Source organism: Bacillus cereus group sp. BfR-BA-01330 (genome assembly GCF_022663885.1).
Taxonomy (GTDB): domain Bacteria; phylum Bacillota; class Bacilli; order Bacillales; family Bacillaceae_G; genus Bacillus_A; species Bacillus_A cereus.
The window spans coordinates 108,198-131,946 of sequence record NZ_JAKUGK010000010.1 but is presented as its reverse complement, the minus strand read 5'-3'; the positions used below and the strand labels follow the sequence as shown (position 1 = coordinate 131,946).

Genomic DNA, 23,749 nt, shown 5'->3' with positions numbered 1-23,749 from the left:
CAGTAATTTTGTTGAACTTCTTTATTTGTTTACTCATTATCAACTCGTTTTAACGGTTGGTCTGCTGGGCCTTCAAGAACGTCTCCCTCAATTGAAAAACGAGAACCATGGCAAGGGCAATCCCAAGTACAATCACCATTATTCCATTCAACTTCACAGCCGAGATGTGTACAAGTTGTATCGACGATATGTAATTTTCCTTCTTTGTCCTTATAAGCACCTGCTCGTTTACCGTTAACATGTACGACAGATCCTTCACCAACTTCGAGATCTTCTGGCTTACGTAATGCGGTTTCAATCTTTCCTGCAATTAAATGTTTCGCAACATCAATGTTTTGGGAGAGGAACGTTTTTATATCTGGATTTGCATGGAAGCGTGATGGTGCATACAGTTCTTTATAGGGACTGTGAACTTTTAGGATGGAGTCCTTCAGTAGGTGAGCGGCAGCAGTTCCAGTTGTCATTCCCCATTTGCGATATCCAGTTGCAACAAATATATTTGGATTTCTTTCGTTAATATGTCCGATATAAGGAAGCTTATCTAGAGTAATTAAATCTTGTGCTGACCATCTATAAGGAACTTCATCTATTCCAAAAGTGGCTTCAGCAAAAGAATAGAGTGCTTCATAATGAAGCATCGTATTTATTCCCTGACCTGTTTTATGACTCTCTCCGCCAATCAAAATTAATTTTTCTCCATTGTTTGTTATATAGCGTAAGGAGCGCTTTGGATCATCAATACTTAAATACATGCCACCTGGATACTCCGTTTTTGCTTTTATTGCAAGAGCGTAGGAGCGTTCTGCGTACATTCGCGTAAAGAAAAAGCTATTCGCATCATAAAAAGGAAAATGTGAACAAGAGACGACATATTCACAAGTGATATGATGGCCCTCTTTTGTAATTATTTGTGAATAATCGCCCTTTTCCACATCCATAGCTGTTGTTTGTTCGTAGACCTTTCCGCCCATCTCCACAAACTTTTCTAAAAGTGTTTTTAAATAAAGAAGGGGATGGAATTGTGCTTGATTTTTCATTACAAGCGCAGATTGTACTGGAATAGGAATCGATAGAGATTGAACATAGTCACAAGGTATATTTAATTTTTGATAAGCTTCATATTCTTTCGATAAATTTCTTAATCCGTTATCAGTAGTTGTATATAAATATGAATCTTCATTTGAGAAATTACAGTCGATTTTATATGTTTGAACAGTTTTATTTATGAATTGTAGAGCCTGATTATTTGATTCATAGTAAAGCAGGGCCTTTTCTACACCGAAATGATTTATTAATTCATCATAAATAAGATCATGTTGTGCTGTTACTTTCGCTGTTGTATGCCCAGTCGTTCCATTTAAAATACGACCAGAATCAATTAAAACAACATCGATGCCTTCTTTTGCAAGTAAATAGGCAGTAGTAATACCTGTAATACCAGCACCGATAATAGCAACTTTCGTCTTTATATTTTCGGATAAACGAGGGAAAGTAGGAAACTGAGTAGATTCAATCCAATAAGATAGCGGCAGTTGTGGAAATGTATCACTTGTCATTGCGGAAACCTCCTGATTTTAGAACAATTTTCCTTTTAATATTTCCATATTATATGAAATTCATGTGTGTTGTTTTAGAAGTAGTCTATTTTTATTAAAAGAGGTTATAAATTATTTTAATATAATTAATTAGGTGGGGCATTATGATGTAGTAGGATTTATATAAAACTAAATTCAAGTGATTCTGTTTGTTGATTACATAGGGAGTTATTGAATGAGATAGAGTCTATGGCGTTTAAGAAAATGTCTATATATAGTGGGTAAATCCTTATGGAATCTATACATTTTCTTTAGTGAAATAAAGTATGATTATAAAAATATAACCACCTTTTATTACTAGGTCATAAAAGGTGTTGACAATATAGAAATTCTATTGTTATGATTCATCATGTGGAAAGGTTGATAGAGAGTAAAAAGAGAAATGTTTTTCATTGATAATAAAAGCGAAAAATAAGTGACGATAGAGTGAGTATATTTTCCTTATAATAGATGCTTTTTGGATCATCTAGTAAAATCAATCTGGAAGCAAGAATTGATATATGTAAGTTGCGCAAGGCGCGGCATAAGAAAGGAGCAAAAGGATGAAGGAGCTTCATACGTTTGGGTGGTATGCAGCACGTGTATCACCACATTTGCCGAAAAAAGCATTTAAACCAGTGCCTACTCGTTTATTTGGTGGACTGGCTTATTTGCTTGTGGCATTGGCGGGGTTAATATCGATTGGTGTATTTGAATTGAATGTGTGGGCGAATCTAGGAATTGCGATTGTTCTTGGATTATGTTTTGCTTCACTAGGATTTTTAGGGCATGAAATTTTACATGGAACTGTTGTAAGAAAGGCATGGCTTCGTGACTTCTTAGGCGCGATTGCATTTATGCCATTATCAACAGGGCCAAAGCTTTGGAGAAAGTGGCATAATGCAACGCATCATGTTCATACACAGCATGAAGAGAATGATCCAGATGCATGGCCGACACTTGAGAAACTTAAGAAGAGTAAGTTTTTGAGTTGGGTATATCGTATGCCTTTACATGTACGTTCATTCTTTAGTTTTCTGTCACTAACAATTCAATTTACATTGCATTCGACTCGAATGTTCTTTCATTTTATAAAAGAGTTCAAGTCATCCAATCAAAAATCTGTATGGCTTCAACTTCTTTTGCCTTGGACAGTTTGGATTAGTTTATTGTTTATTATGGGACCTGGAAAATGGTTATTTGCATATGTCATTCCGTTGTTAATTGCTAACTTTATTGTAATGGCATATATCGCAACAAATCACCGCTTAAATCCAATTGTTCCAGTAAATGATCCGTTAGCAAACTGTTTGTCAGTAACAGTGCCGCGCTGGGTAGACGTTTTACATTTCAATTTCTCATATCATACAGAACATCATCTGTTTCCCGCTATGAGTTCTAAATACTATCCGTTAGTAAAAGAGAAGATTAAAGAAATGTGGCCGGAACGCTATCATGAGATGCCGATGACAAAAGCTTTGGCAGCGCTATGGAATACACCACGTGTGTATTATCAAGGAAGTGAATTAGTGGATCCGCATAGAGAGCATTTCTATGGTTCTTTAGGAAATGGACTAGATCCTCATAATATTTCATATCGTGAGGAACATATAGAAGAAGAAAAGAGTATTAAAAAAGTAAATCAGTAAAAATTAATATATTTTTGCAATGAAAAAGCAAGCCATCTCAGGCTTGCTTTTTCTTATAAAGAAACTTCCTTTTTGTTCCTTTTATGGACTTGGACGGAGTTAGTTTCTTTTCGTTGTAGTCGTTTTTCTAAAAGATTAACAAAATAAGTAAATAGAAGAACAAGTATGAGATAGTATGCACCAACGATTATGTAAGTATCTAATTGTTGGAAATTACCTGCTGCAATTGATAAACCTGAACCCCATAATTCGGACATTCCTACATAAGCAACAAGTGAAGAATCTTTTAATCCGATAATAAATTGGTTTCCTAGAGGAGGAAGAGACAGACGAAATGCTTGTGGTAATATAATTCGTCGCATAGCTAAAGGATAAGGCATGCCTAAAGAGCGAGCTGCTTCTAATTGTCCCCGGTCAACGGATTGAATAGATCCACGGAAAATTTCCGTAATATATGCTCCGTTATGAATTGCTAAAGCGATTGCACCTGCCCAAAAAGGGGTGAAAACAACAACGGATGTAATTCCAAAATAGAGAATGGCAATTTGAACAATTAAAGGTGTACCACGAATAATAGCAATGTAGACATGAGCGATACTATTTAAAACTTTATTGTTAGAGATTCGAAAGAAAGCGAATAATAATCCAATTAATGAACCGAGTACTAGGGAAGTTAATGTTAATTGTAATGTGACAATAGTAGCCTTTAAGAGTGTGGGATAGGAAGAGATAAAAATTTCAAACATGCGTTTCACCTCATATTTTATAGATTTTAGTAGAGAATGAAATGCCCCACATAAAATGAACATTTAATCAGTGGGGCATTGTTTATAAATCTTTTGAATGGCTAACTTACTTCGTTTTTTCCTCTTCACCGAGAATATTACGCCCGAACCATTTTTTACTGATCTTTTCATACGTACCATCTTTAATGATTTCATCTAACGCTTTATTTACTTTCTCAACCATTTCTTTATCATCTTTGCGAATAGCAATTCCCATTTCATCAAGATTTAATGGTTTTCCGGCTTCTTTTATCTTCGATTTTCCTTCTTTTATCATACGTAGACCAACCATTTGATCCGTAATTACTGCGTCAACACGCCCAGGCTCTAAGTCCATAAGAGCAGTAATATCGCTGTCATATTCTGTGATTTGATCTGTATATTTTGCAACAAGATTTTTAAAGGTACTAGCTTTTACAACACCAATTTTCTTACCTTTTAAATCTTCTGGAGAAGAGATAGCGGTATTTTTTTTAGCCACAAAAATTTGGGCGCCAGAGCGATAGTACGGATTTGAGAAACTAACAGCTTTTAAGCGCTCCTCTGTAATTGCCATACTACCCAGTATTACATCATATTTCTTCGCTTGAAGACCTTGAATCAGCGTTTCCCATGGGTTTGTAACGGGCGTAGCCTTCATGTTCATCTTTTTAGCAAGAGCTTCACCGATTTCTACATCAAAGCCGACAAGTTTGCCGTCATTTTCTTTATAGTTAAAAGGTTTGTATAATCCACTCATCGCATAGCGAAATTCTTTTTCACTATTTGATGAAGTAGTAGAGCTTTCTTTGCTACAAGCTCCTAGTATGAAGGATGTACATAGTGTAATGCTCGCAACAATGGTTAATAGTTTTCTTTTCATAAAACCCCTCCTATATATTGATCATACGGATAGTTTTTTAGTATGTTATTGAAATATTTTATTTGGATGATTAGTTGTGCACCGTATGAATGTATTCCTTTTCGTTTGAAACAAAAGTTACATTATAAAACGTTGCGTAAAAATTGTTTTGCCCGTTCATGTGATGGAGCTGAAAAGAATTGTACTGGCGGAGCATCTTCTACAATCTTTCCATCGTCCATAAAGATGACGCGATCAGCTACATCTTTTGCGAAATTCATTTCATGAGTAACAATAACCATTGTCATCCCTTCTTCAGCAAGTTCTTTCATAACTTGCAATACTTCTCCAACAAGTTCAGGGTCTAAAGCTGAGGTAGGCTCATCAAATAGCATAATCTTAGGGCTCATTGCAAGAGCTCGTGCAATGGCAATGCGCTGTTTTTGACCACCTGAAAGAAGATGAGGAGTTACATCCGCTTTATCTTGAAGGCCGACTTTTTGGAGAAGTTGATTTCCAATATCCTGTGCATTTGCTTTCTCTAATTTTTTTACGTGAATAGGTGCTTCTATGATGTTTTCTAGTGAGGTCATATGAGGAAAGAGGTTAAAGTGCTGAAAAACCATACCGACATTTTCACGGACTTTATTTAAATTTGAATGCTTTGGATCAATTCGCTCACCTTGTAAGTGAATTTCGCCTTCATCGTACATTTCTAAAAAGTTAAGACAGCGAAGTAATGTACTTTTACCAGAACCACTGGCACCAATTAAAACAACAACTTCTTTTTCTTTTACTTCTAAATCAATTCCTTTTAACACATCAAGTGAACCGAATGATTTTACTAGATTTCGAACTTGAATCATACAAAACCCCCAGTTAAAAATATATTTTACAAATGTTGCCCTGTATTTCTGTTATTAGTCATAAATTGTCAGAATCCTTTATTTTTTCCGTGCAATTTGATATTCAAAGAAATAATGATTTTTAAAATCTCTATATCCTTCTATAATGAAAATATGGATAATAATATATAGGTAGTATTTATATTGCTTATAAAAAGGGGGAAAGGGAAGATGGAAAAAGAAAGAAAAACATTTTCTTTTGGATTACGTACACAACTTATGCTATTCACTACAGTTTTAGCTTTCATTACATATTCAACAAGTATATTTTTTATTTACGTGATATACGATTATTTTCAAAGTTATGTAAGTCAAACTGTATATAATATTATCGTTATGTTATTAGGGGTAGTATGGTCTGGAATTTTAGCATATGGAGCAGCCGTATTTTTAATTAAACCGCTTCGCAAGTTAGAGGAAGCGGCAAGAAAAGCAGCTGAGGGTGATATTCGTGAAGATGTTCCATTACCGAAGATAGATGATGAAATTAAATCTTTAAGTGTTGCATTTAATATGATGTTAGGAAACTTAAGGGGCATGGTAAAAAATATTGATACAACATTTTCGTATACAAATAATCAAGTACAGCAGATTAGAAAACAAACAGGCGAAGCAACGAGACAAGCGCAAGGTGTATCTGAGACACTTGCAGAGATTTCTTCAGGCGCTGAGCAATCAGCGGCATCAATTCAAGCAATTGTTTCTGCTGTTGATACAACGACTTCTATTGCAAGTGAAGTAGAAGAAAAAGCGAAGCAGTCTGATACATTGTCTTCAGAAATGGTTGAAGCTTTAGGGCATAGTACTCGTGTCTTTACGTCTTTAATTCAAGGTATTCAAACATTGGCAAAAGAAAATGAAGATTCAATGCAAAATGTACAGAAGTTAGAAGAACGAATGAAACAAGTAGAACATATTGTGTCTGTTGTGAGTGCAATTGCTAGCCAAACGAATTTATTAGCACTAAATGCTTCTATTGAGGCAGCTCGCGCAGGAGAGCATGGAAGAGGCTTTGCGGTTGTTGCGGAAGAAGTACGTAAACTTGCTGATGAAAGTGATCATTCTGCAAGAAACATATCGCAGTTATTACGGAATATGCAAGATGAAGTACAACAAGTTGCAATGAAAATGACAGAACAAGTGAAAATAGCTAAAGAAGAGGCGAAACGTGGGGAAGCTACGGAATTAATTTTAAAAGAAATGTCATCAAGTGTTATGGAAGTAGCCGATGCAACTCAGCAAATTAGTAGTTATATGAATGAACAAGTGAGCCACATTCATCAAACAGGAGCACAAACAAAAGCTGTAGCAGCAATTGCTGAAGAAACGTCAGCTGGTTCGCAAGAAGTAGCACGTGTGACGCTACAACAATCTAAAAATATGATAGTAATCGATCAATTATTAAAGGATTTAGAGAAGCAAGCAACTGATTTGAAACAAACAATTGAACGATTTTCAATGTAAAAGGAAGAACAGAATATTGTTCTTCTCTTTTTTATTTAGCTTGATTTAATATTTACAGTTAAACTATGAACGTTTCCGCAACATTCTTTTCTGTCCCTTTCGGATGAAAATTATAGCGAGCTATAATATTAAAAGGGGTGTCTTTTATGAAAAAAGAAAAAAGACAACGGTTAATTAAACAATTTGTAAAGGAGTATGAAATAGATAAGCAAGAAAGATTAGTAGAATTGTTAGCAAAAAAAGATGTATTAGTAACACAAGCTACGGTTTCTCGCGATATTCGTGAGTTAAACTTAACGAAGGTACCTTCTCAAGAAGGATTAATGATATATAAAGTTTTCTCAGAAGAGCATTTACAAACTGATATAAAGTTAAAGAAAAAATTACGAGAAGTTGTTGTAAAAATTGATTGTGTAGATCAATTAATGGTTATTAAAACATTACCTGGTAATGCACATGTTATTGGTGTTTTATTTGATGAGTTAGATTGGAAAGAAAAAATAGGATGTATATGTGGAAATGATACATGCCTTATAATTTCACAGTCGAAATCAGATAGGGAGATTATAGAAGAAAGATTAAATTTAATTATTTAGATGCAAAAATCCTGTTTTTAATAAAATTAAAAACAGGATTTTTGTTTAAATACGGAAGTTAAATATTCAACATATATGCGTAATATATGTATTTTTTATTGAGAAAGCAAGATAGTTTGTTATAAAAATACATATTCGTATGATTTTAAAAAAATAACTTGTTTAATATTTCACAATGATAATGTGGATGCTTTCACAAAGATGAAAGTACAGAGCATTTATTATGTACTTGTAAGACATCAAACATATTTAAAAGGAGGTACAACAAATGAAACATCCGATACATGTTACTTCAGAAATTGGGGAATTACAAACGGTTTTATTAAAACGACCGGGTAAAGAAGTGGAAAACTTGACGCCAGATTATTTGCAGCAATTATTATTTGACGATATTCCATACTTACCAATTATTCAAAAAGAGCATGATTATTTTGCACAAACGTTACGCAATCGGGGTGTTGAAGTTCTTTATTTAGAAAAACTAGCCGCTGAGGCGTTAGTAGATAAAAAACTTCGAGAAGAATTTGTTGATCGTATTTTAAAAGAAGGACAGGCCGACGTAAATGTTGCACATCAAACTTTAAAAGAATATTTACTTTCCTTTTCAAATGAAGAATTAATTCAAAAAATTATGGGCGGTGTACGGAAAAACGAAATTGAAACAAGTAAGAAGACACATTTATATGAATTAATGGAAGATCACTATCCGTTTTACTTAGATCCAATGCCTAATTTATATTTTACTCGTGATCCAGCAGCTAGCGTGGGCGATGGCTTAACGATAAATAAGATGAGAGAACCAGCGCGTAGACGTGAATCATTATTCATGGAGTACATCATTAAATATCATCCAAGATTTGCAAAACATAATGTACCAATCTGGTTAGATCGTGATTATAAATTTCCGATTGAAGGTGGCGACGAGCTAATTTTAAATGAAGAAACAATTGCGATTGGAGTATCTGCTCGTACTTCAGCTAAAGCAATTGAACGTTTAGCTAAAAATCTCTTTAGCCGACAAAATAAAATTAAGAAAGTGTTAGCAATAGAAATTCCAAAATGTCGAGCATTTATGCATTTAGATACAGTATTTACAATGGTTGATTATGACAAGTTTACAATTCACCCAGCCATTCAAGGGCCAAAAGGGAATATGAATATTTATATTTTAGAAAAAGGATCAGATGAGGAAACTCTTAAAATTACACATCGTACTTCTTTAATGGAAGCATTAAAAGAGGTATTAGGCTTAAGTGAATTAGTTCTTATTCCATGTGGAGGAGGAGATGTAATTGCTTCTGCTCGTGAACAATGGAATGATGGCTCGAACACATTAGCAATTGCGCCAGGTGTAGTTGTTACATATGATCGCAACTATGTATCTAATACGTTATTACGTGAACACGGTATAGAAGTGATTGAGGTGCTAAGTTCGGAATTATCTCGTGGTCGTGGGGGTCCACGTTGCATGAGTATGCCAATTGTTCGTAAAGATATTTAGTATAAATAACGGAGAAAGTAGGGATGAATTATGTTAATGACTAGACCAAATTTAAAAGGAAGAAGCTTTCTAGCAGAAAAAGATTTTACACAAGAAGAATTGTTATATTTTCTAGATTTGGCAGCAGAATTAAAAGAGAAAAAGAAAAATGGTATCCCGCATCATTATTTAGAAGGTAAAAATGTAGCGCTCTTATTTGAAAAAACTTCTACTCGTACGCGTTGTGCATTTACAGTAGCATGTACAGATTTAGGGGCAAATCCTGAATATTTAGGGAAAGGTGATATTCAACTTGGGAAAAAAGAATCTGTAGAGGATACAGCAAAAGTGTTAGGGCGTATGTTTGACGGAATTGAGTTTCGTGGATTTAATCATGAAACTGTAGAATCTTTAGCACAAAATTCTGGTGTGCCAGTTTGGAATGGATTAACAGATATGTGGCATCCAACACAAACACTAGCAGATTTATTAACAATTAGAGAACATATAGGGAAATTGAAAAATGTGAAGCTCGTTTACGTTGGCGATGGGCGAAATAATGTTGCTAATAGCTTACTAGTTGGTGGAGCAATCGTTGGAATGGATGTACGTATTTGTACACCGGAATCTTTATGGCCTGCACAAGAAGTAATTGATTTAGCAAAAAAATATAATGAACAAGTAATGATAACAAGTAATGTGGAAGAAGCTGTTGCGAATGCAGATGTAATTTATACAGATGTATGGGTGTCTATGGGGGAAGAAGAAAAATTTGCTGAACGTGTCGAGTTATTGAAACCTTATCAAGTAAATATGAAAATGATTAAAGCAACAGGGAATGAAAACGTGATTTTCTTACATTGTTTACCTGCATTTCATGATGTTGAAACGATGTATGGCGAAGAAGTTTATGAGAAATATGGGTTGAAAGAAATGGAGGTAACTGACGAAGTATTCCGCAGTAAACATTCAAAAGTATTTGATCAAGCTGAAAATAGAATGCATACAATTAAAGCGGTTATGGCAGCTACTTTAGGAAACATGGAGTAAAGAAGAAAGGGAGTCTTCCTTTCTTCTTTCTCCTCCTTTAGACACTATCATTCACTATTGCTTTTGTATTGTTATTGCAATTAAAGAGAGGTGAGTGGAATGGGTGAAGATAAGAAATTAGGGTTGTTTACACTAACGGCTCTTGTAGTTGGGTCTATGATTGGCGGTGGAGCCTTTAATTTAGCGAGTGATATGGCAAAAGGTGCTGGTGCTGGAGCCATTATTATTGGCTGGGTTATAACAGGAATTGGGATGATCGCACTCGGATTATCTTTTCAAAATCTAACTGTAAAACGGCCAGATTTAGATGGTGGTATTTTTAGCTATGCAAAAGCAGGGTTTGGTAATTTTATGGGGTTTAATAGTGCGTGGGGATACTGGCTATCTGCTTGGCTTGGGAATGTAGCTTACGGTACATTATTGTTTTCTTCATTAGGATATTTCTTCCCGATCTTTGAAGGCGGTCAAAATGTAGAATCCATTATTGGTGCAAGCGTATTATTATGGTGTGTTCACATGTTAATTTTACGTGGAGTTCAATCAGCAGCCCTTGTGAATTTAGTAACTACAATCGCAAAATTAGTACCTGTATTTGTATTTATTGTCATAGGAATCTTTGCGTTTCATATTGATACGTTCTTAGATGGATTTTGGGGGCAAACTGGTTCTTTTTCATGGGGAGCAGTTGGCAGCCAAGTTAAAAGTACAATGCTTGTAACTTTATGGGTATTTATTGGGGTAGAAGGGGCTGTTGTTTTATCCAGTCGAGCAAAAAATAGAAGTGATGTAGGGAAAGCAACCGTTATTGGCTTAATTGGTACACTCATCATTTACATTTTAATCACATTATTGTCTCTTGGACTTATGCAGCAAGCAGACATTGCAGGTTTGAAAAATCCGGCTATGGCTTATTTGTTTGAAAGTGTTGTTGGAAAATGGGGTGCTATCTTTATTAATTTAGGTTTAGTCATCTCTGTATTAGGTGCTTGGTTAGGTTGGACTTTGCTCGCTTCTGAAATTCCATATTTAGCGGCTAAAGATGGAGTATTTCCAAAATGGTTCGCAAAAGAAAATAAAAATAAGGCTCCAGTAAATTCATTATGGATAACAAATGGTTTAATACAAATATTCTTGTTAACATTCGTCGTTTCTGATCAGGCGTATAACTTTGCATTCTCTTTAGCATCTTCAGCTATTTTAATCCCATATGCTTTTTCAGCATTTTATCAACTGAAGCATAGCTTAAAGTCTGAAGAAGCAGATCGAAATAAAAATATAATAATTGGCTTGATCGCAAGTATTTATGGAGTGTGGTTAGTTTATGCAGCCGGTTTAGAGTATTTATTATTAACAATGACTTTATATGCGCCAGGTATTTTTATTTTTTACAATGTTCAAAAACAAAAGAGTTCGAAGCAAATATTTACTCGAGTGGAATTAGCATCATCCGTAGCAATTGGTGCTTTAGCATTCTTTGCGATTTATGGATTAATTACAGGCAGTATTACTTTATAAAGCGCTGTGAAAGCGAAATCAACTGGAGGGCTGGAATATGGCACGAAGAAAAATTGTAGTTGCACTAGGGGGAAATGCGATACAGTCTGGAGAAGCTACTGCGGGAGCGCAGCAAGAAGCGTTGGAAAAAACGGCAGAACAACTTGTGAAAATAATGGAAAATGATGTGGATATAGTAATTGCGCATGGAAATGGCCCACAAGTGGGGAATATTTTATTACAGCAAAAAGCTGCAGAAACGGAAAAGACACCTGCAATGCCATTAGATACTTGTGGGGCAATGAGCCAAGGGATGATTGGATATTGGATGGAAAATGCAATTGAAAAGGCATTGAAAAAACGGAATATAAACAAAGATGTAGCAACGGTTATAACACGTGTTGTTGTGGATAAAAAAGATGAGGCATTTAAAAATCCAACTAAACCAATTGGTCCTTTTTATACAGAAGAAGAGGCCAGAAAATTAATGGATGAAACAAAAGCAGTGTTTAAAGAAGATGCTGGTAGAGGATGGAGACGTGTTGTTCCATCACCGAAGCCTGTAAGTATTCATGAACATAAAGTGATTAATTCTTTGGTCGAAGATGGAAACATAGTGATAGCTGTGGGCGGAGGTGGAATTCCAGTAATTGATTCTGAAGAAGGGTTAAAAGGAACTGAAGCGGTTATCGATAAAGATTTCGCTGCGCAGAAATTAGCAGAATTAGTAGATGCCGATACGCTCGTTATTTTAACTGCAGTTGATTATGTGTATGTAAATTATAATCAACCGAATCAAAAAAAATTAGAGCATGTCACAGTGAATCAATTAGAAGAATATATTGAAGAACAACAATTTGCTGCGGGAAGCATGCTTCCAAAAATCGAAGCTGCTATTAATTTTGTTAATACAAATCCAAAAAGAAAAACGATTATTACGTCTTTAGAAAAAGTATATGAAGCACTAGAAGAAAAAGCCGGTACTATTATTTCAAAACAGAATGTATGCATGTATGTTTAAATTATTATGTACGCTACTTAGTAGTAAAAAAAGAATGAGGTTAATAACTTCATTCTTTTTATTTATTAATATTTTTTGTACTCATTGTTCATAAAGTTTTCATGATGAAATCTGAATATACAAGTTAATTATGATAAAATTCAAATTGAATACGCTTTCTTGATTTTTCGCTCCAACATACAGCAAGAGAGAGGGAATTTTATGAATAGACGGAACGTAGTGAAAGACTTAAAGCAGTTCGAATTATTTGCTCATTTAACAGAAAAAAAATTGAAAGGCTTAACAGAGTTTGTTTATTGGCGAACTTATAAAAAAGGTCAATTTTTATTTTTAGAAGGGGATTCAAGGGAAAGAATTTACTTCATGTTAGATGGTTTTGTAAAGTTAGAGCGGGTTAATCAAAATGGGAACTTATTATACGATGACTATGTAAAGCGGTATTCTATTTTTCCTTATGGTGGTATGTTTACAGACAGAGGATATAACTATACAGCAGAAGCAATGACGGATGTGGAGGTATATTATATTCCAACGGTAATCTTTGAAGATATGGTAAAGTCCAGCAGAACACAATTGATGTACGTTGTTCAGCAATTATCATCTATATTAAAATTGAACGAAAATCGAGTGCAAAATATTACAATTCCTAATGCACAAGATCGTGTTATCCAAACGTTAAATTATTTAATGCAGGATTTAGGAGAACAGAGTGGAGAAAAGATTGTAATTTCATGTCCACTTACAACAATTGAAATATCCAAAATATCTGGAACATCTCGAGAGACAGTTAGCAGCGTATTAAAACAATTAAAAAATGATAGCATTGTTACAATTTTAGATAAAAAAATTACAATACATGATCCAACATATTTTGAAGAAATCTCTATGTGAAAATTGTATATTGATTTTTTAATTCATAGTTTATATTAATAAGGTTCTTTATATATTTATAAGGAACTTTTTTACGTTATCCTCTATAAAAAGATTGTATAGTATGGTAATAATAGCTAAAATCGATAATAAAATACAAAGTGAAGGGGAGAAAGAATGATTCGTATTGAGTATGATCGATTAGTAGCTATTTGTTACAGTATAGGGGTTTTGTTATTATTAAAAATTCCAAATGATAATGAATTAATTGGGGAAAAACTATTCAATGTCTATAAGATTCCGATACATACGTATGTTTATATGGATTATAAAGTCTCAAATATATTGATTGTTTCTTTCATACTACATGTAATTGCATTTATATTATTTTTAAAATGGCTAGGAAAAAAGGAGTCTAGTACATTTAGAAAAATGAATAAAATAAAAGTAGTAGGTACTAGTATTTTGATTGTAATGATGCCGTTTATTTTAAATACAATCCTCCAGACATTGAATAAAACATGGTATTATGCAGGAAAAACAGGGGTAGAAGCAATAGAATATAAAAAAGAAGATAGCCAGTGTAGAATGGAGAAAAATGGAGAGAATATCCAACCGAAGTGCATTGTTACTTTAAAAAATTATCGTAATCATTCACAAGCATTAAAAGTTGTTTTATATGATAATGCAAACGAGAATTCAAAAAGCTATCCAGTACCGAAACCAGTCTATTTACAAAAACATGAGACAAAGCAATTTGAATTTCAAGTTCCTGTTTCTTATAATAGAGGTATTGAAAAAGATAAAGTACCAAATATTAAATTACATTCATTGCATGAAAATGATACGAAATACAATTAATCTGTAAGTAAAAGTTTATGAGTAGGAGCAAGAATTTGAAACGATATAGAAAATCAACTTGAATCATCCAACATACTGCGAGGTAACGGTATATTGGATGATTTTTTTATGTTATCCCCTTTTTTCACGTATGAAAAGGAGGAATACTTTGTTGGAAATGAAAAACATCACAAGGATCATACATGGTTTTTACTTTACGTAATCTGTGAAAGTTAGAGCCATAATAACTAGTTTGCCAATTTTTAATGTCGATATCGGGCCAGTTCACATAGTCACCTAGTGTATAAGGATCTAAGCTTTCTCGTAAACCTTTAACCCAGCGTATATTTCGATTTTCTTCATCATCGCATTTCCAAGAGGTAATGTATTCTTGAGCAATAATTGCTTTACGATGAAAATAAGCCGTTTCATTCGGCGAAATATTTTCAACAGCACCTATGAGCGATTGATGCCAAATACTAGCATCTTTATTTGGTGCATGAGAAAGAAAGGATTGCATGATTTGAATGCCTTTAAGGGGAATAGGTTTATAGACATAGGAACCAGAGCGCTTGAAATTTTCAGGGATGTTACCTCCATTAAAAAATTCAACAGCCTTTATATAAGGAACTTCTTCTATAAAGAGAGAGGGGCTACCAGTCTCAAGAAGAGGGGATAATAGGGAATGGAGTTCAGAGGGAGAACCGATAAACTCGCCTTGTGCTTCGATTTTATTTCGTTGCTTGGCGAATAATTCGATCGATGAAGTGAGACGTTCATCTATATAAGGTGCCCAGATTTGCCACGCTTGAAATGCAGCAATAAAGTCTTCCCATTCCCATGTAATTGAGAAAATTGATACATTTTTTATCGGGTGGACTCGAAAAGTTAATGAAGTGACAATTCCGAAGTTTCCACCACCGCCACCACGGCATGCCCAAAAAAGGTTAGAGTTCTCTTGTTCATTTGCACGAATGAGTTTGGCACCAAATTTTCCACATGCTTGTACCATTTCCACTTCCATTAATTGATCACATGTTAATCCATATAAGCGCGAAAGCATACCAATACCACCACCAAGTGCTAATCCAACAATTCCAACGCTTGCACTTGTACCAGCAGGAATTGTAACACCGTAATTCCAAAGTTCTTTATAAACAGTGCCAAGATTTGCACCAGCCTCAATTGTTGCTGTTAATTTCTCTGTATTAACAGTAATGCGATGCATTTCACTCACATCAATAATAAGTCCTCTATTTAAAAGAGAAAAATTTTCATAGCTATGACGTCCACTTCTTAACCGAAATGGTATATGACGTTCACGTGCCCATTTTAAGGCGTTACAGACATCCTTGTTATTTTGACAAAAAACAATAATACAAGGGAGTTTTGGAATACTTAAATTTAAATTCATTCGGGCTACGTCGTAGTCAGGATCTGAGGGAACAACGATACGACCTGTTAATTTTGTTTGCTTCAATTTATTACTCCTTTCTAAAATAATCAGAGTTTTTTATTAATATATGAAAAATGTCTGTAATACGCGTGGACAAGGAGAGGTGAAGAATGAGATTTACCTTTGTGAGAAATAAATAAAGCATAAGAATAAAGAATCTACATAGAGTTCAATGAAAACAGTTGCAAACTGTTCATATTTTGTTATGATAGTGTTACGAAAACGTTTGCATAAAATTCCGATGGGATGCAAAAGGAGAGAAGGACTATGAATAAGACATGGTGGAAAGAAGCAGTTGCTTATCAAATTTATCCACGAAGCTTTATGGATTCAAATGGTGATGGTATTGGAGATTTACAAGGTATTATTGCAAAACTGGATTATTTAAAAGATTTAGGTATAGATGTAATTTGGATTTGTCCAATGTATAAGTCACCTAATGATGATAATGGTTATGATATTAGTGATTATCAAGATATTATGGATGAGTTTGGTACAATGGCAGACTTTGATGCTTTACTAGATGAAGTTCATAAGCGTGATATGAAGCTTATTATTGATTTAGTTATTAATCATACGAGTGATGAACATCCATGGTTTATTGAATCACGTTCATCTAAAGATAATCCGAAGCGTGATTGGTATATTTGGCATGATGGTAAAGATGGTGCGGAGCCAAACAACTGGGAAAGTATTTTTAATGGTTCGGCATGGGAATATGATGAAGAAACAGAACAATATTATTTACATTTATTCTCACGTAAACAACCAGATTTAAACTGGGAGAATAAAGAAGTTCGCGAAGTACTATACGATACGGTTAATTGGTGGCTTGATAAAGGTATTGATGGTTTCCGCGTTGATGCAATCAGTCATATTAAAAAAGAAGAAGGCCTCAAGGATATGCCAAATCCAAAAGGGTTAAAATATGTGCCATCTTTTGATAAACATATGAATGTGAAAGGTATTCAACCTTTATTAGAAGAGCTAAAAGAAAATACATTCTCTAAGTACGATATTATGACTGTTGGTGAAGCAAATGGTGTTAAGATTGAAGATGCTGAGCTTTGGGTTGGAGAAGAGCAAGGTAAGTTCAATATGGTATTCCAATTTGAACATTTAAGTTTATGGGATGCAGAGAAGAAGAAAGACCTTGATGTTGTAGGATTGAAAAAAGTATTAACGAAATGGCAAAAAGGATTAGAAAATAAAGGATGGAACGCTTTATATATTGAGAATCACGATAAACCACGTATCGTTTCAACATGGGGAGATGATAAACAATATTGGCGTGAAAGTGCAACAGCTCTAGGGGCGATGTATTTCTTTATGCACGGTACACCTTTTATTTATCAAGGCCAAGAAATTGGTATGACAAATGTTCAGTTACCAAATATTGAAGATTACGATGATGTAGCAATTAAAAATTTATATCGCGAGAAAATTGCAGAGGGCGTACCACATCAAGATATGATGGAGATTATATGGGCTTCTTGCCGCGATAATTCACGTACACCTATGCAGTGGAATGATGAGATGAATGCTGGTTTCACAACAAGTACACCTTGGTTTAGCATGAATCCAAATTACAAAGAAATTAATGTTGAAAAGCAAAAAAATGAAGAAAAGTCTATTTTTAATTTCTATAAGAAAATGATTGCCCTGAAAAAAGAGCACGATGTACTGAACTATGGTACGTATGATTTACTTTTAGAAGACGATCCACAAATTTATGCATATACACGTACGTTACAGGATGAAAAAGTCATTGTAATTAGTAATATCTCAAAAGAGGAAGCTGTGTATAATGAGGGTTCATTTGCACTAGAACGCAAACGTTTGCTTTTAAATAACTATGAAGTTGCGGAACATGAAGAAGTAACAACAATTGCTTTAAAGCCTTATGAAACAAGGGTTTATCGCATTTCATAATAAAAAAGGATGCTCTTTGAGCATCTTTTTTTATTAAAAAAAATAAATTTCTATTGCAAAGTGAAAACGCTTTTATTAAAATAGATTTATGAAAACGGTTGCGTAAAGATAAAAATAAAGTAACATAAGGAATCGTTTTCATAAAGGGAACAGAAATTATAATTTAAATCATTATGTTTTTATAAATAAAGGGGAGGAAGAACAGATGAAAATTACGTCTTTTGATTTTTGGCAAAAGTTCGGGAAAGCGTTATTAGTTGTTGTAGCCGTAATGCCAGCAGCTGGTTTAATGATTTCCATCGGTAAGTTAATTGGTATGTCTGCTGGGGATGTTAACGCAGTTCATACAATCGCTCGCGTAATGGAAGACATCGGTTGGGCAATCATTACAAATCTACACATCTTATTCGCAGTAGCAATTGGGGGATCTTGGGCGAAAGATCGCGCGGGTGGTGCATTTGCAGCGCTATTAGCATTCGTCTTAACAAACCGAATTACAGGAGCTATATTTGGGGTAAACGCTGAAATGTTAGCGGATTCAAAAGCGAAAGTTTCTTCAGTAATAGCGGGAGATTTAATTGTAAAAGATTACTTTACTTCTGTACTTGGTGCACCTGCATTAAACATGGGAGTGTTCGTAGGGATTATCACAGGTTTCTTAGGAGCTACTTTATATAACAAATATTATAACTATAATAAACTGCCACAGGCATTAGCATTCTTTAATGGAAAACGATTTGTACCATTCGTTGTAATTCTTTGGTCTACAGTTACTGCGATTGTATTATCACTTCTATGGCCATTCATCCAAAGTGGGTTAAATGAATTTGGTCGCTGGATTGCAGCTTCAAAAGATAGTGCACCAGTTGTTGCACCGTTTGTATATGGAACGTTAGAGCGTTTATTATTACCATTTGGTTTACACCATATGTTAACGATTCCGATGAACTATACAGAGCTAGGCGGAACATATACGATGCTAACTGGTTCAAAAGTTGGACAAGTTGTAGCAGGACAAGATCCATTATGGCTTGCATGGATTACAGATTTAAATAATTTATTAGCAAATGGAGATACGAAGGCATATAACGATTTATTAAATAACGTTGTACCAGCTCGTTTCAAAGCTGGACAAGTTATCGGCTCAACAGCAGCGTTAATGGGGATTGCATTTGCGATGTTCCGTAACGTTGATAAAGAAAAGCGTGCAAAATATAAACCAATGTTTTTATCAGCAGCATTAGCAGTATTCTTAACAGGTGTAACAGAACCAATTGAATTCATGTTCATGTTTATTGCTCCAGTATTATATGTTGTATATGCTATTACAACAGGACTTGCATTCGCGCTAGCTGATTTAATTAACTTACGTGTTCATGCATTTGGATTTATTGAGTTAATTACTCGTACACCAATGATGGTTAACGCAGGTTTAACAAGAGACTTAATCAACTTTGTTATTGTTTCATTAGTGTTCTTCGGTCTTAACTTTACACTATTTAATTTCTTAATTAAAAAATTCAACTTACCAACACCAGGGCGTGCAGGTAACTATATTGATAATGAAGATGAGGCATCAGAAGGAACAGGAAATGTACAAGACGGTTCATTAGCAACAAAAGTTATCGATTTATTAGGTGGAAAAGAAAATATTGCTGACGTAGATGCTTGTATGACGCGCTTACGTGTAACAGTAAAAGATTTAAATGTTGTTGCACCAGAAGCACAGTGGAAACAAAATGGTGCTTTAGGGCTTATTGTAAAAGACAAAGGTGTACAAGCGGTATATGGTCCGAAAGCTGACGTATTAAAGTCAGACATTCAAGATATGTTAGGTGCGTAATAATATGAAATTGCTAACTTTAAACTGTCATTCTTGGCAAGAAGAGAATCAAATAGAAAAGATACAATACCTTGCTAAAGTAATTCAAGAAGAAGAGTACGATGTCATCGCATTGCAAGAAGTAAGTCAGTCCATACAAGCTGAAAATGTATGCGGTAACAAGAAAAAAGATAATTTTGGACTTTTACTATTAGAAGAGTTAAAAGCGCTACATGTAAAAGATTACAATATTACTTGGGATTTCTCTCATATTGGTTATGATGTGTACGAAGAAGGATTAGCAATTATAACGAAGCATAATATTATAAAAGAAGATACGTTCTTCATTTCAGAAAACGAGGATACAACGTATTGGAAAACGCGTAAAATTGTAAGTACAACAATTGCTTATAATGGTAAGGATATAACGTTTTACTCTTGTCATCTCGGTTGGTGGAATGATGAAGAAGAGTCATTCAAAGGTCAAGTCGATCGTTTGATGGAGTGTGTAGATAGCAATAAACTCGCCTTCTTAATGGGGGATTTTAATAACAATGCTCGATTGAAAGGCGAAGGTTATGAGTATATGATGCAAAAAGGGTTGTATGACACATATGAATTAGCAATAGAGAAGGATAAAGGAACGACTGTCCAAGGTGAGATTGCTGGTTGGGATGAAAATAAACATAATTTGCGAATCGATCTAATATTGTGTAACCAAAGTAAAAAAGTTCATTCTTCAAAAGTTATTTTTAATGGTACAAACAGAAATGTAATTTCAGATCATTTCGGTGTAGAGGTTCAATTGGATATATAATAGAAGAAATCCTCACAGAGAATAAAAGCTGTGAGGATTTTTTTTAGGAATACAAGTATTTCCAAGAGAAAATACTTGTATTTTTTATGACATTTCATATATATTTGTTATTATTGAATGTAAAACCGATTTGGTCATTTTGTATTCATACTTTGACTCACTTCGTTATATAATGAAGTAAGTGAAAGTTAATGGGAAAAAATAGTACGTTTTTGGTTAATACACGATGTAGAAAGTGATATAATTGCAAAATGTATGTATCATTTTCTAAAGAAGGAAAAATATATAATTAGGTGATAACTTCTATGAAACAGATTTGGCGTATTTATAAGACAGATTTACGGAATGTAGCCAAACATTGGGCTGCAATTGTTATTGTTTTAGGATTAATGATTTTACCATCGTTATATGCATGGTTTAACATTAAAGCTTCTTGGGATCCATATGGAAATACAAAAGAGGTTCCCATTGCAGTTTCTAACCAAGATGCAGGTTCTAATTTAAGAGGGAAAGATATTAATATCGGGAAAGAGATTGTAGACTCCCTTAAGAAAAACAAAAATCTTGGCTGGAAATTTGTAGATGAAAAACAAGCAATTTACGGAGTTGAGCGTGGAGATTATTATGCAAGTATTACGATTCCAAAAGATTTCTCTGAAAAAATTGCAACTGTTCTGGATGAAAATCCTAAAAAACCAGAACTGGATTACTATGTGAATGAAAAAGTAAACGCGATTGCACCGAAGATTACAGCAAAAGGTGCATCAGGTATTACAGAAGAAATTAGTAAAAACTTTGTAAAAACAGCAAACGGTGAGATTTTTAAAATTTTCAATGATCTTGGAATCGATTTAGAAACAAACTTACCAAGTATCGAAAAAGTAAAAGATCTTGTATTTAAGTTAGAAGCGCAGTTCCCAGAAATGAATACACTTATGGATAAGGCGTTAGATGATGCGACTCGAGCAGAAGATGTTGTAAAAGTAGCGCAAAAAGAGTTGCCGGTTGTAGAGAGTGTTATTAATGATGGGCAAGAAGCATTAGGGAATTTAGATAAGTTCTTTGCAAATAATGATGAAACTTTAAAGAACGCACCTGGAACAATGAGAAACAATTTAACTGTAGCAAAAGATGTAATGGATAAGGCCAATGCTTTTACGAACTTTTTAATGAATCCAGGGATAGACCTTTCTGGTATGAAAGGATTACCGGAGTTCCCAGCACGCCCTGATCTTTCAAAGATGAATGATGAAGGTTATAAAAACATTGCAAGAAACATTAATCAAACAGTTAATAACGTTTTAAACTCAGCACGTGCAGGAACAGCATACGGAAAAAGTGTTGTGAATGGATTGCAAAATGGTCAGTTTGATCCAGAAAAGGCAAAACAAGACCTTAATGCGGTTTCTGAAAATCTTCAAGGGCGTACAGATAGTATTGCATATCTTATTAATGTATTTACTGAACTTCAACAGTCAGCGACGACTGATTTTGGTCAAAGCTTTTTCCAAGGGCGAGTGGATCGCTTAACTAAGCTAAAAAGCGGTATGGAAAATGCAAACAAGGGTATTAAAGATATTGTAAATGTTATCGGTACAGGACAAGAAGTAAAGAAAGATGTAACAGATGTAGCGAATCAAAAGTTAGATGCAGCAAATGGATTAATTGATCAAGCGGAAAAAGATTATAATGAAACGTTTGTAGCAGATTATAAAAAAGCAGTCAGCACAGTCGATCAAGCTAAAGCTGATGCAAATGAAGCATACGATAGTGTGAAAAATGAATATGAAAAGGCAAAAAATAATTTAGAAGGTGTTATAGCAGACGTAAATAATAGAGGTGTTAATGGATTAGATAGTACAAAAGTGGCTTTAAACGATTTAAATGGTCAACTACAAGCTACTAATAATCTAATTGGTGATGCGATTCCGGTTCTAGAAAGCACAAATAAGGTATTAGCAGATGTAAATAGCGGAAAAAACCTTAATGGCGGAATTGCAAAATTGAACAAAATACAAAATTCTGTTCAAAAAGGTATAGATGCAACGAATAAAGCAACTACACTAATTAATAATGGACAGAAGCCTACAAAAGAGGTTGTAGAAAGCATTAATGAAGCGACTAAAAATGCTTCAGCTCAATTAGGTGATTTCTTAGCAACATATGATTCAGAAATCGTTCCAAACTTTAACACAGCAATTGAACGTACGAAACGTATGTCTAAAAACACATCTCAAATTTTAAAAGAGGCAGACAAAAAGCTTCCAGATGTTAAAAAATTACTAGAAGATTCATCAAAAGGCTTAGTAGACGGGAAAAAGAAATTGGCAGATATTAAAGCTGAAATGCCGGAGACTGAGAAAAAGATTAAAGAATTAGCAGATAAAATTCGTGATTTTGAATCTGAAGAGGATTTAAAAGACATCATACGTTTATTGAAAAATGATGTTGAAAAGCAAAGTGATTACTTTGCGAATCCAGTAAATTTAAAAGAAAATAAATTATTTGCGATGCCGAACTACGGTTCAGCGATGTCACCATTCTATACAGTGCTTGCATTATGGGTAGGCGCATTATTAATGGTTTCATTATTAACGGTAGAAGTACACGAAGAGGGCGCGAATTATAAGAGCCATGAAATTTACTTCGGACGTTTATTAACATTCTTAACGATAGGTCTTTCACAAGCGTTTATCGTATCGATGGGAGATATATTCTTACTCGGTACGTACGTAGTCGATAAGTTCTGGTTTGTGTTATTTAGTTTATTTATTGGTGGAGTCTTCGTTTGTATCGTATACTCACTCGTTTCTATTTTCGGAAACGTTGGGAAATCGATGGCGATCATTTTACTTGTACTACAAGTAGCAGGATCGGGCGGAACATTCCCAATCCAAATGACACCAGCGTTCTTCCAAGCGATTTATCCGTTCTTACCATTCACATACGCAATTAGCGCAATTCGTGAAACAGTTGGCGGAATGCTTTGGGATATCGTAACGCGAGATTTACTTGTGTTAAGTGCTTTCGTAGTAGTTATGATTGTTGCTGCGTTATTACTGAAAACACCAATTAACAAATCAAGTGAAAAATTTGTTGAGAATGCAAAAGGAAGTAAAATCATTCACTAAAATAAAAGGTTCCTACCGATAG

Annotated in this window: 17 protein-coding genes and 2 pseudogenes; 14 read left to right on the top strand and 5 right to left on the bottom strand. The window is 34.4% G+C overall.

Annotated elements, in window-relative coordinates; genetic code table 11:
- Positions 1–29 precede the first annotated feature (29 nt).
- On the bottom strand, positions 30–1,556 hold the full coding sequence (locus MR112_RS25225) for an FAD-dependent oxidoreductase (protein ID WP_000199980.1): 1,527 nt from the start codon (positions 1,554–1,556) through the stop codon (positions 30–32).
- A 581-nt stretch (positions 1,557–2,137) separates the two neighbouring features.
- On the opposite strand from MR112_RS25225, the gene desB reads away from it, so the two are divergent.
- A complete protein-coding gene (desB, locus tag MR112_RS25220; protein WP_000661226.1) occupies positions 2,138–3,223 on the top strand; it encodes a Delta(10) desaturase DesB in 1,086 nt (361 codons plus the stop codon).
- Positions 3,224–3,276: 53 nt separating this feature from the next.
- Here desB and MR112_RS25215 read toward each other — a convergent pair whose 3' ends face one another.
- From MR112_RS25215 to MR112_RS25205, 3 genes are all read right to left on the bottom strand, one after another.
- A complete protein-coding gene (locus MR112_RS25215; RefSeq protein ID WP_226368475.1) occupies positions 3,277–4,032 on the bottom strand; it encodes an amino acid ABC transporter permease in 756 nt (251 codons plus the stop codon).
- Positions 4,033–4,075: 43 nt separating this feature from the next.
- Entirely contained in the window at positions 4,076–4,870 is a 795-nt protein-coding gene (locus MR112_RS25210) for an ABC transporter substrate-binding protein (protein WP_000823765.1), read from the bottom strand.
- A gap of 122 nt (positions 4,871–4,992) precedes the next feature.
- The gene (locus MR112_RS25205) at positions 4,993–5,715 is read right to left on the bottom strand and encodes an amino acid ABC transporter ATP-binding protein (protein WP_000616927.1); all 723 of its coding nucleotides are present in this window, start codon (positions 5,713–5,715) and stop codon (positions 4,993–4,995) included.
- Positions 5,716–5,925: 210 nt separating this feature from the next.
- Between MR112_RS25205 and MR112_RS29095 the strand changes: the two are divergent.
- The 9 genes and pseudogenes from MR112_RS29095 to MR112_RS25165 all read left to right on the top strand — a co-directional run.
- A pseudogene (locus tag MR112_RS29095) lies at positions 5,926–6,276 on the top strand (HAMP domain-containing protein); the annotation flags it as partial.
- Positions 6,277–6,645: 369 nt separating this feature from the next.
- Positions 6,646–7,218, top strand: a pseudogene (locus MR112_RS29090) (methyl-accepting chemotaxis protein); the annotation flags it as partial.
- 146 nt (positions 7,219–7,364) lie between these two features.
- Positions 7,365–7,814, top strand: a complete 450-nt coding sequence (gene argR / locus MR112_RS25195) for an arginine repressor (RefSeq protein ID WP_000711826.1) — start codon at positions 7,365–7,367, stop codon at positions 7,812–7,814.
- A gap of 268 nt (positions 7,815–8,082) precedes the next feature.
- Complete coding sequence (arcA, locus tag MR112_RS25190) at positions 8,083–9,315, top strand: arginine deiminase (protein WP_000682331.1); 1,233 nt, start codon at positions 8,083–8,085, stop codon at positions 9,313–9,315.
- 30 nt (positions 9,316–9,345) lie between these two features.
- Positions 9,346–10,344, top strand: a complete 999-nt coding sequence (gene argF / locus MR112_RS25185) for an ornithine carbamoyltransferase (RefSeq protein WP_000930289.1) — start codon at positions 9,346–9,348, stop codon at positions 10,342–10,344.
- 99 nt (positions 10,345–10,443) lie between these two features.
- Complete coding sequence (gene arcD / locus MR112_RS25180; RefSeq protein WP_000503412.1) at positions 10,444–11,859, top strand: arginine-ornithine antiporter; 1,416 nt, start codon at positions 10,444–10,446, stop codon at positions 11,857–11,859.
- Positions 11,860–11,896: 37 nt separating this feature from the next.
- Positions 11,897–12,859, top strand: a complete 963-nt coding sequence (gene arcC / locus MR112_RS25175; protein WP_000113951.1) for a carbamate kinase — start codon at positions 11,897–11,899, stop codon at positions 12,857–12,859.
- A 201-nt stretch (positions 12,860–13,060) separates the two neighbouring features.
- On the top strand, positions 13,061–13,750 hold the full coding sequence (locus tag MR112_RS25170; RefSeq protein ID WP_001081905.1) for a Crp/Fnr family transcriptional regulator: 690 nt from the start codon (positions 13,061–13,063) through the stop codon (positions 13,748–13,750).
- 156 nt (positions 13,751–13,906) lie between these two features.
- On the top strand, positions 13,907–14,590 hold the full coding sequence (locus MR112_RS25165) for a hypothetical protein (RefSeq protein WP_000619186.1): 684 nt from the start codon (positions 13,907–13,909) through the stop codon (positions 14,588–14,590).
- A gap of 124 nt (positions 14,591–14,714) precedes the next feature.
- On the opposite strand, the gene MR112_RS25160 is transcribed toward MR112_RS25165, so the two are convergent.
- A complete protein-coding gene (locus MR112_RS25160; RefSeq protein ID WP_242245592.1) occupies positions 14,715–16,049 on the bottom strand; it encodes an FAD-binding oxidoreductase in 1,335 nt (444 codons plus the stop codon).
- A 243-nt stretch (positions 16,050–16,292) separates the two neighbouring features.
- Between MR112_RS25160 and MR112_RS25155 the strand changes: the two genes are divergently transcribed.
- The 4 genes from MR112_RS25155 to MR112_RS25140 all read left to right on the top strand — a co-directional run bounded on the left by MR112_RS25155 (position 16,293) and on the right by MR112_RS25140 (position 23,727).
- Positions 16,293–17,957 (top strand): glycoside hydrolase family 13 protein, encoded by a 1,665-nt coding sequence (locus MR112_RS25155; RefSeq protein WP_001044710.1) that lies wholly within the window; start codon positions 16,293–16,295, stop codon positions 17,955–17,957.
- A gap of 205 nt (positions 17,958–18,162) precedes the next feature.
- Positions 18,163–19,800 (top strand): PTS transporter subunit IIBC, encoded by a 1,638-nt coding sequence (locus MR112_RS25150; protein WP_048656946.1) that lies wholly within the window; start codon positions 18,163–18,165, stop codon positions 19,798–19,800.
- Between the two features lie 4 nt (positions 19,801–19,804).
- Positions 19,805–20,596, top strand: coding sequence for an endonuclease/exonuclease/phosphatase family protein (locus MR112_RS25145; RefSeq protein WP_242245590.1), 792 nt, complete (start codon positions 19,805–19,807; stop codon positions 20,594–20,596).
- A gap of 305 nt (positions 20,597–20,901) precedes the next feature.
- Positions 20,902–23,727, top strand: coding sequence for a YhgE/Pip family protein (locus MR112_RS25140; RefSeq protein WP_242245588.1), 2,826 nt, complete (start codon positions 20,902–20,904; stop codon positions 23,725–23,727).
- Positions 23,728–23,749 lie beyond the last annotated feature (22 nt).

Excerpts from the sequence above, each read along its gene's own strand:
- MR112_RS25225 (WP_000199980.1), bottom strand. The coding sequence starts at position 1,556 with ATGACAAGTGATACATTTCCACAACTGCCGCTATCTTATTGGATTGAA.
- desB (WP_000661226.1), top strand. The coding sequence starts at position 2,138 with ATGAAGGAGCTTCATACGTTTGGGTGGTATGCAGCACGTGTATCACCA.
- MR112_RS25215 (WP_226368475.1), bottom strand. The coding sequence starts at position 4,032 with ATGTTCATTTTATGTGGGGCATTTCATTCTCTACTAAAATCTATAAAA.
- MR112_RS25210 (WP_000823765.1), bottom strand. The coding sequence starts at position 4,870 with ATGAAAAGAAAACTATTAACCATTGTTGCGAGCATTACACTATGTACA.
- MR112_RS25205 (WP_000616927.1), bottom strand. The coding sequence starts at position 5,715 with ATGATTCAAGTTCGAAATCTAGTAAAATCATTCGGTTCACTTGATGTG.
- argR (WP_000711826.1), top strand. The coding sequence starts at position 7,365 with ATGAAAAAAGAAAAAAGACAACGGTTAATTAAACAATTTGTAAAGGAG.
- arcA (WP_000682331.1), top strand. The coding sequence starts at position 8,083 with ATGAAACATCCGATACATGTTACTTCAGAAATTGGGGAATTACAAACG.
- argF (WP_000930289.1), top strand. The coding sequence starts at position 9,346 with ATGTTAATGACTAGACCAAATTTAAAAGGAAGAAGCTTTCTAGCAGAA.
- arcD (WP_000503412.1), top strand. The coding sequence starts at position 10,444 with ATGGGTGAAGATAAGAAATTAGGGTTGTTTACACTAACGGCTCTTGTA.
- arcC (WP_000113951.1), top strand. The coding sequence starts at position 11,897 with ATGGCACGAAGAAAAATTGTAGTTGCACTAGGGGGAAATGCGATACAG.
- MR112_RS25170 (WP_001081905.1), top strand. The coding sequence starts at position 13,061 with ATGAATAGACGGAACGTAGTGAAAGACTTAAAGCAGTTCGAATTATTT.
- MR112_RS25165 (WP_000619186.1), top strand. The coding sequence starts at position 13,907 with ATGATTCGTATTGAGTATGATCGATTAGTAGCTATTTGTTACAGTATA.
- MR112_RS25155 (WP_001044710.1), top strand. The coding sequence starts at position 16,293 with ATGAATAAGACATGGTGGAAAGAAGCAGTTGCTTATCAAATTTATCCA.
- MR112_RS25150 (WP_048656946.1), top strand. The coding sequence starts at position 18,163 with ATGAAAATTACGTCTTTTGATTTTTGGCAAAAGTTCGGGAAAGCGTTA.
- MR112_RS25145 (WP_242245590.1), top strand. The coding sequence starts at position 19,805 with ATGAAATTGCTAACTTTAAACTGTCATTCTTGGCAAGAAGAGAATCAA.
- MR112_RS25140 (WP_242245588.1), top strand. The coding sequence starts at position 20,902 with ATGAAACAGATTTGGCGTATTTATAAGACAGATTTACGGAATGTAGCC.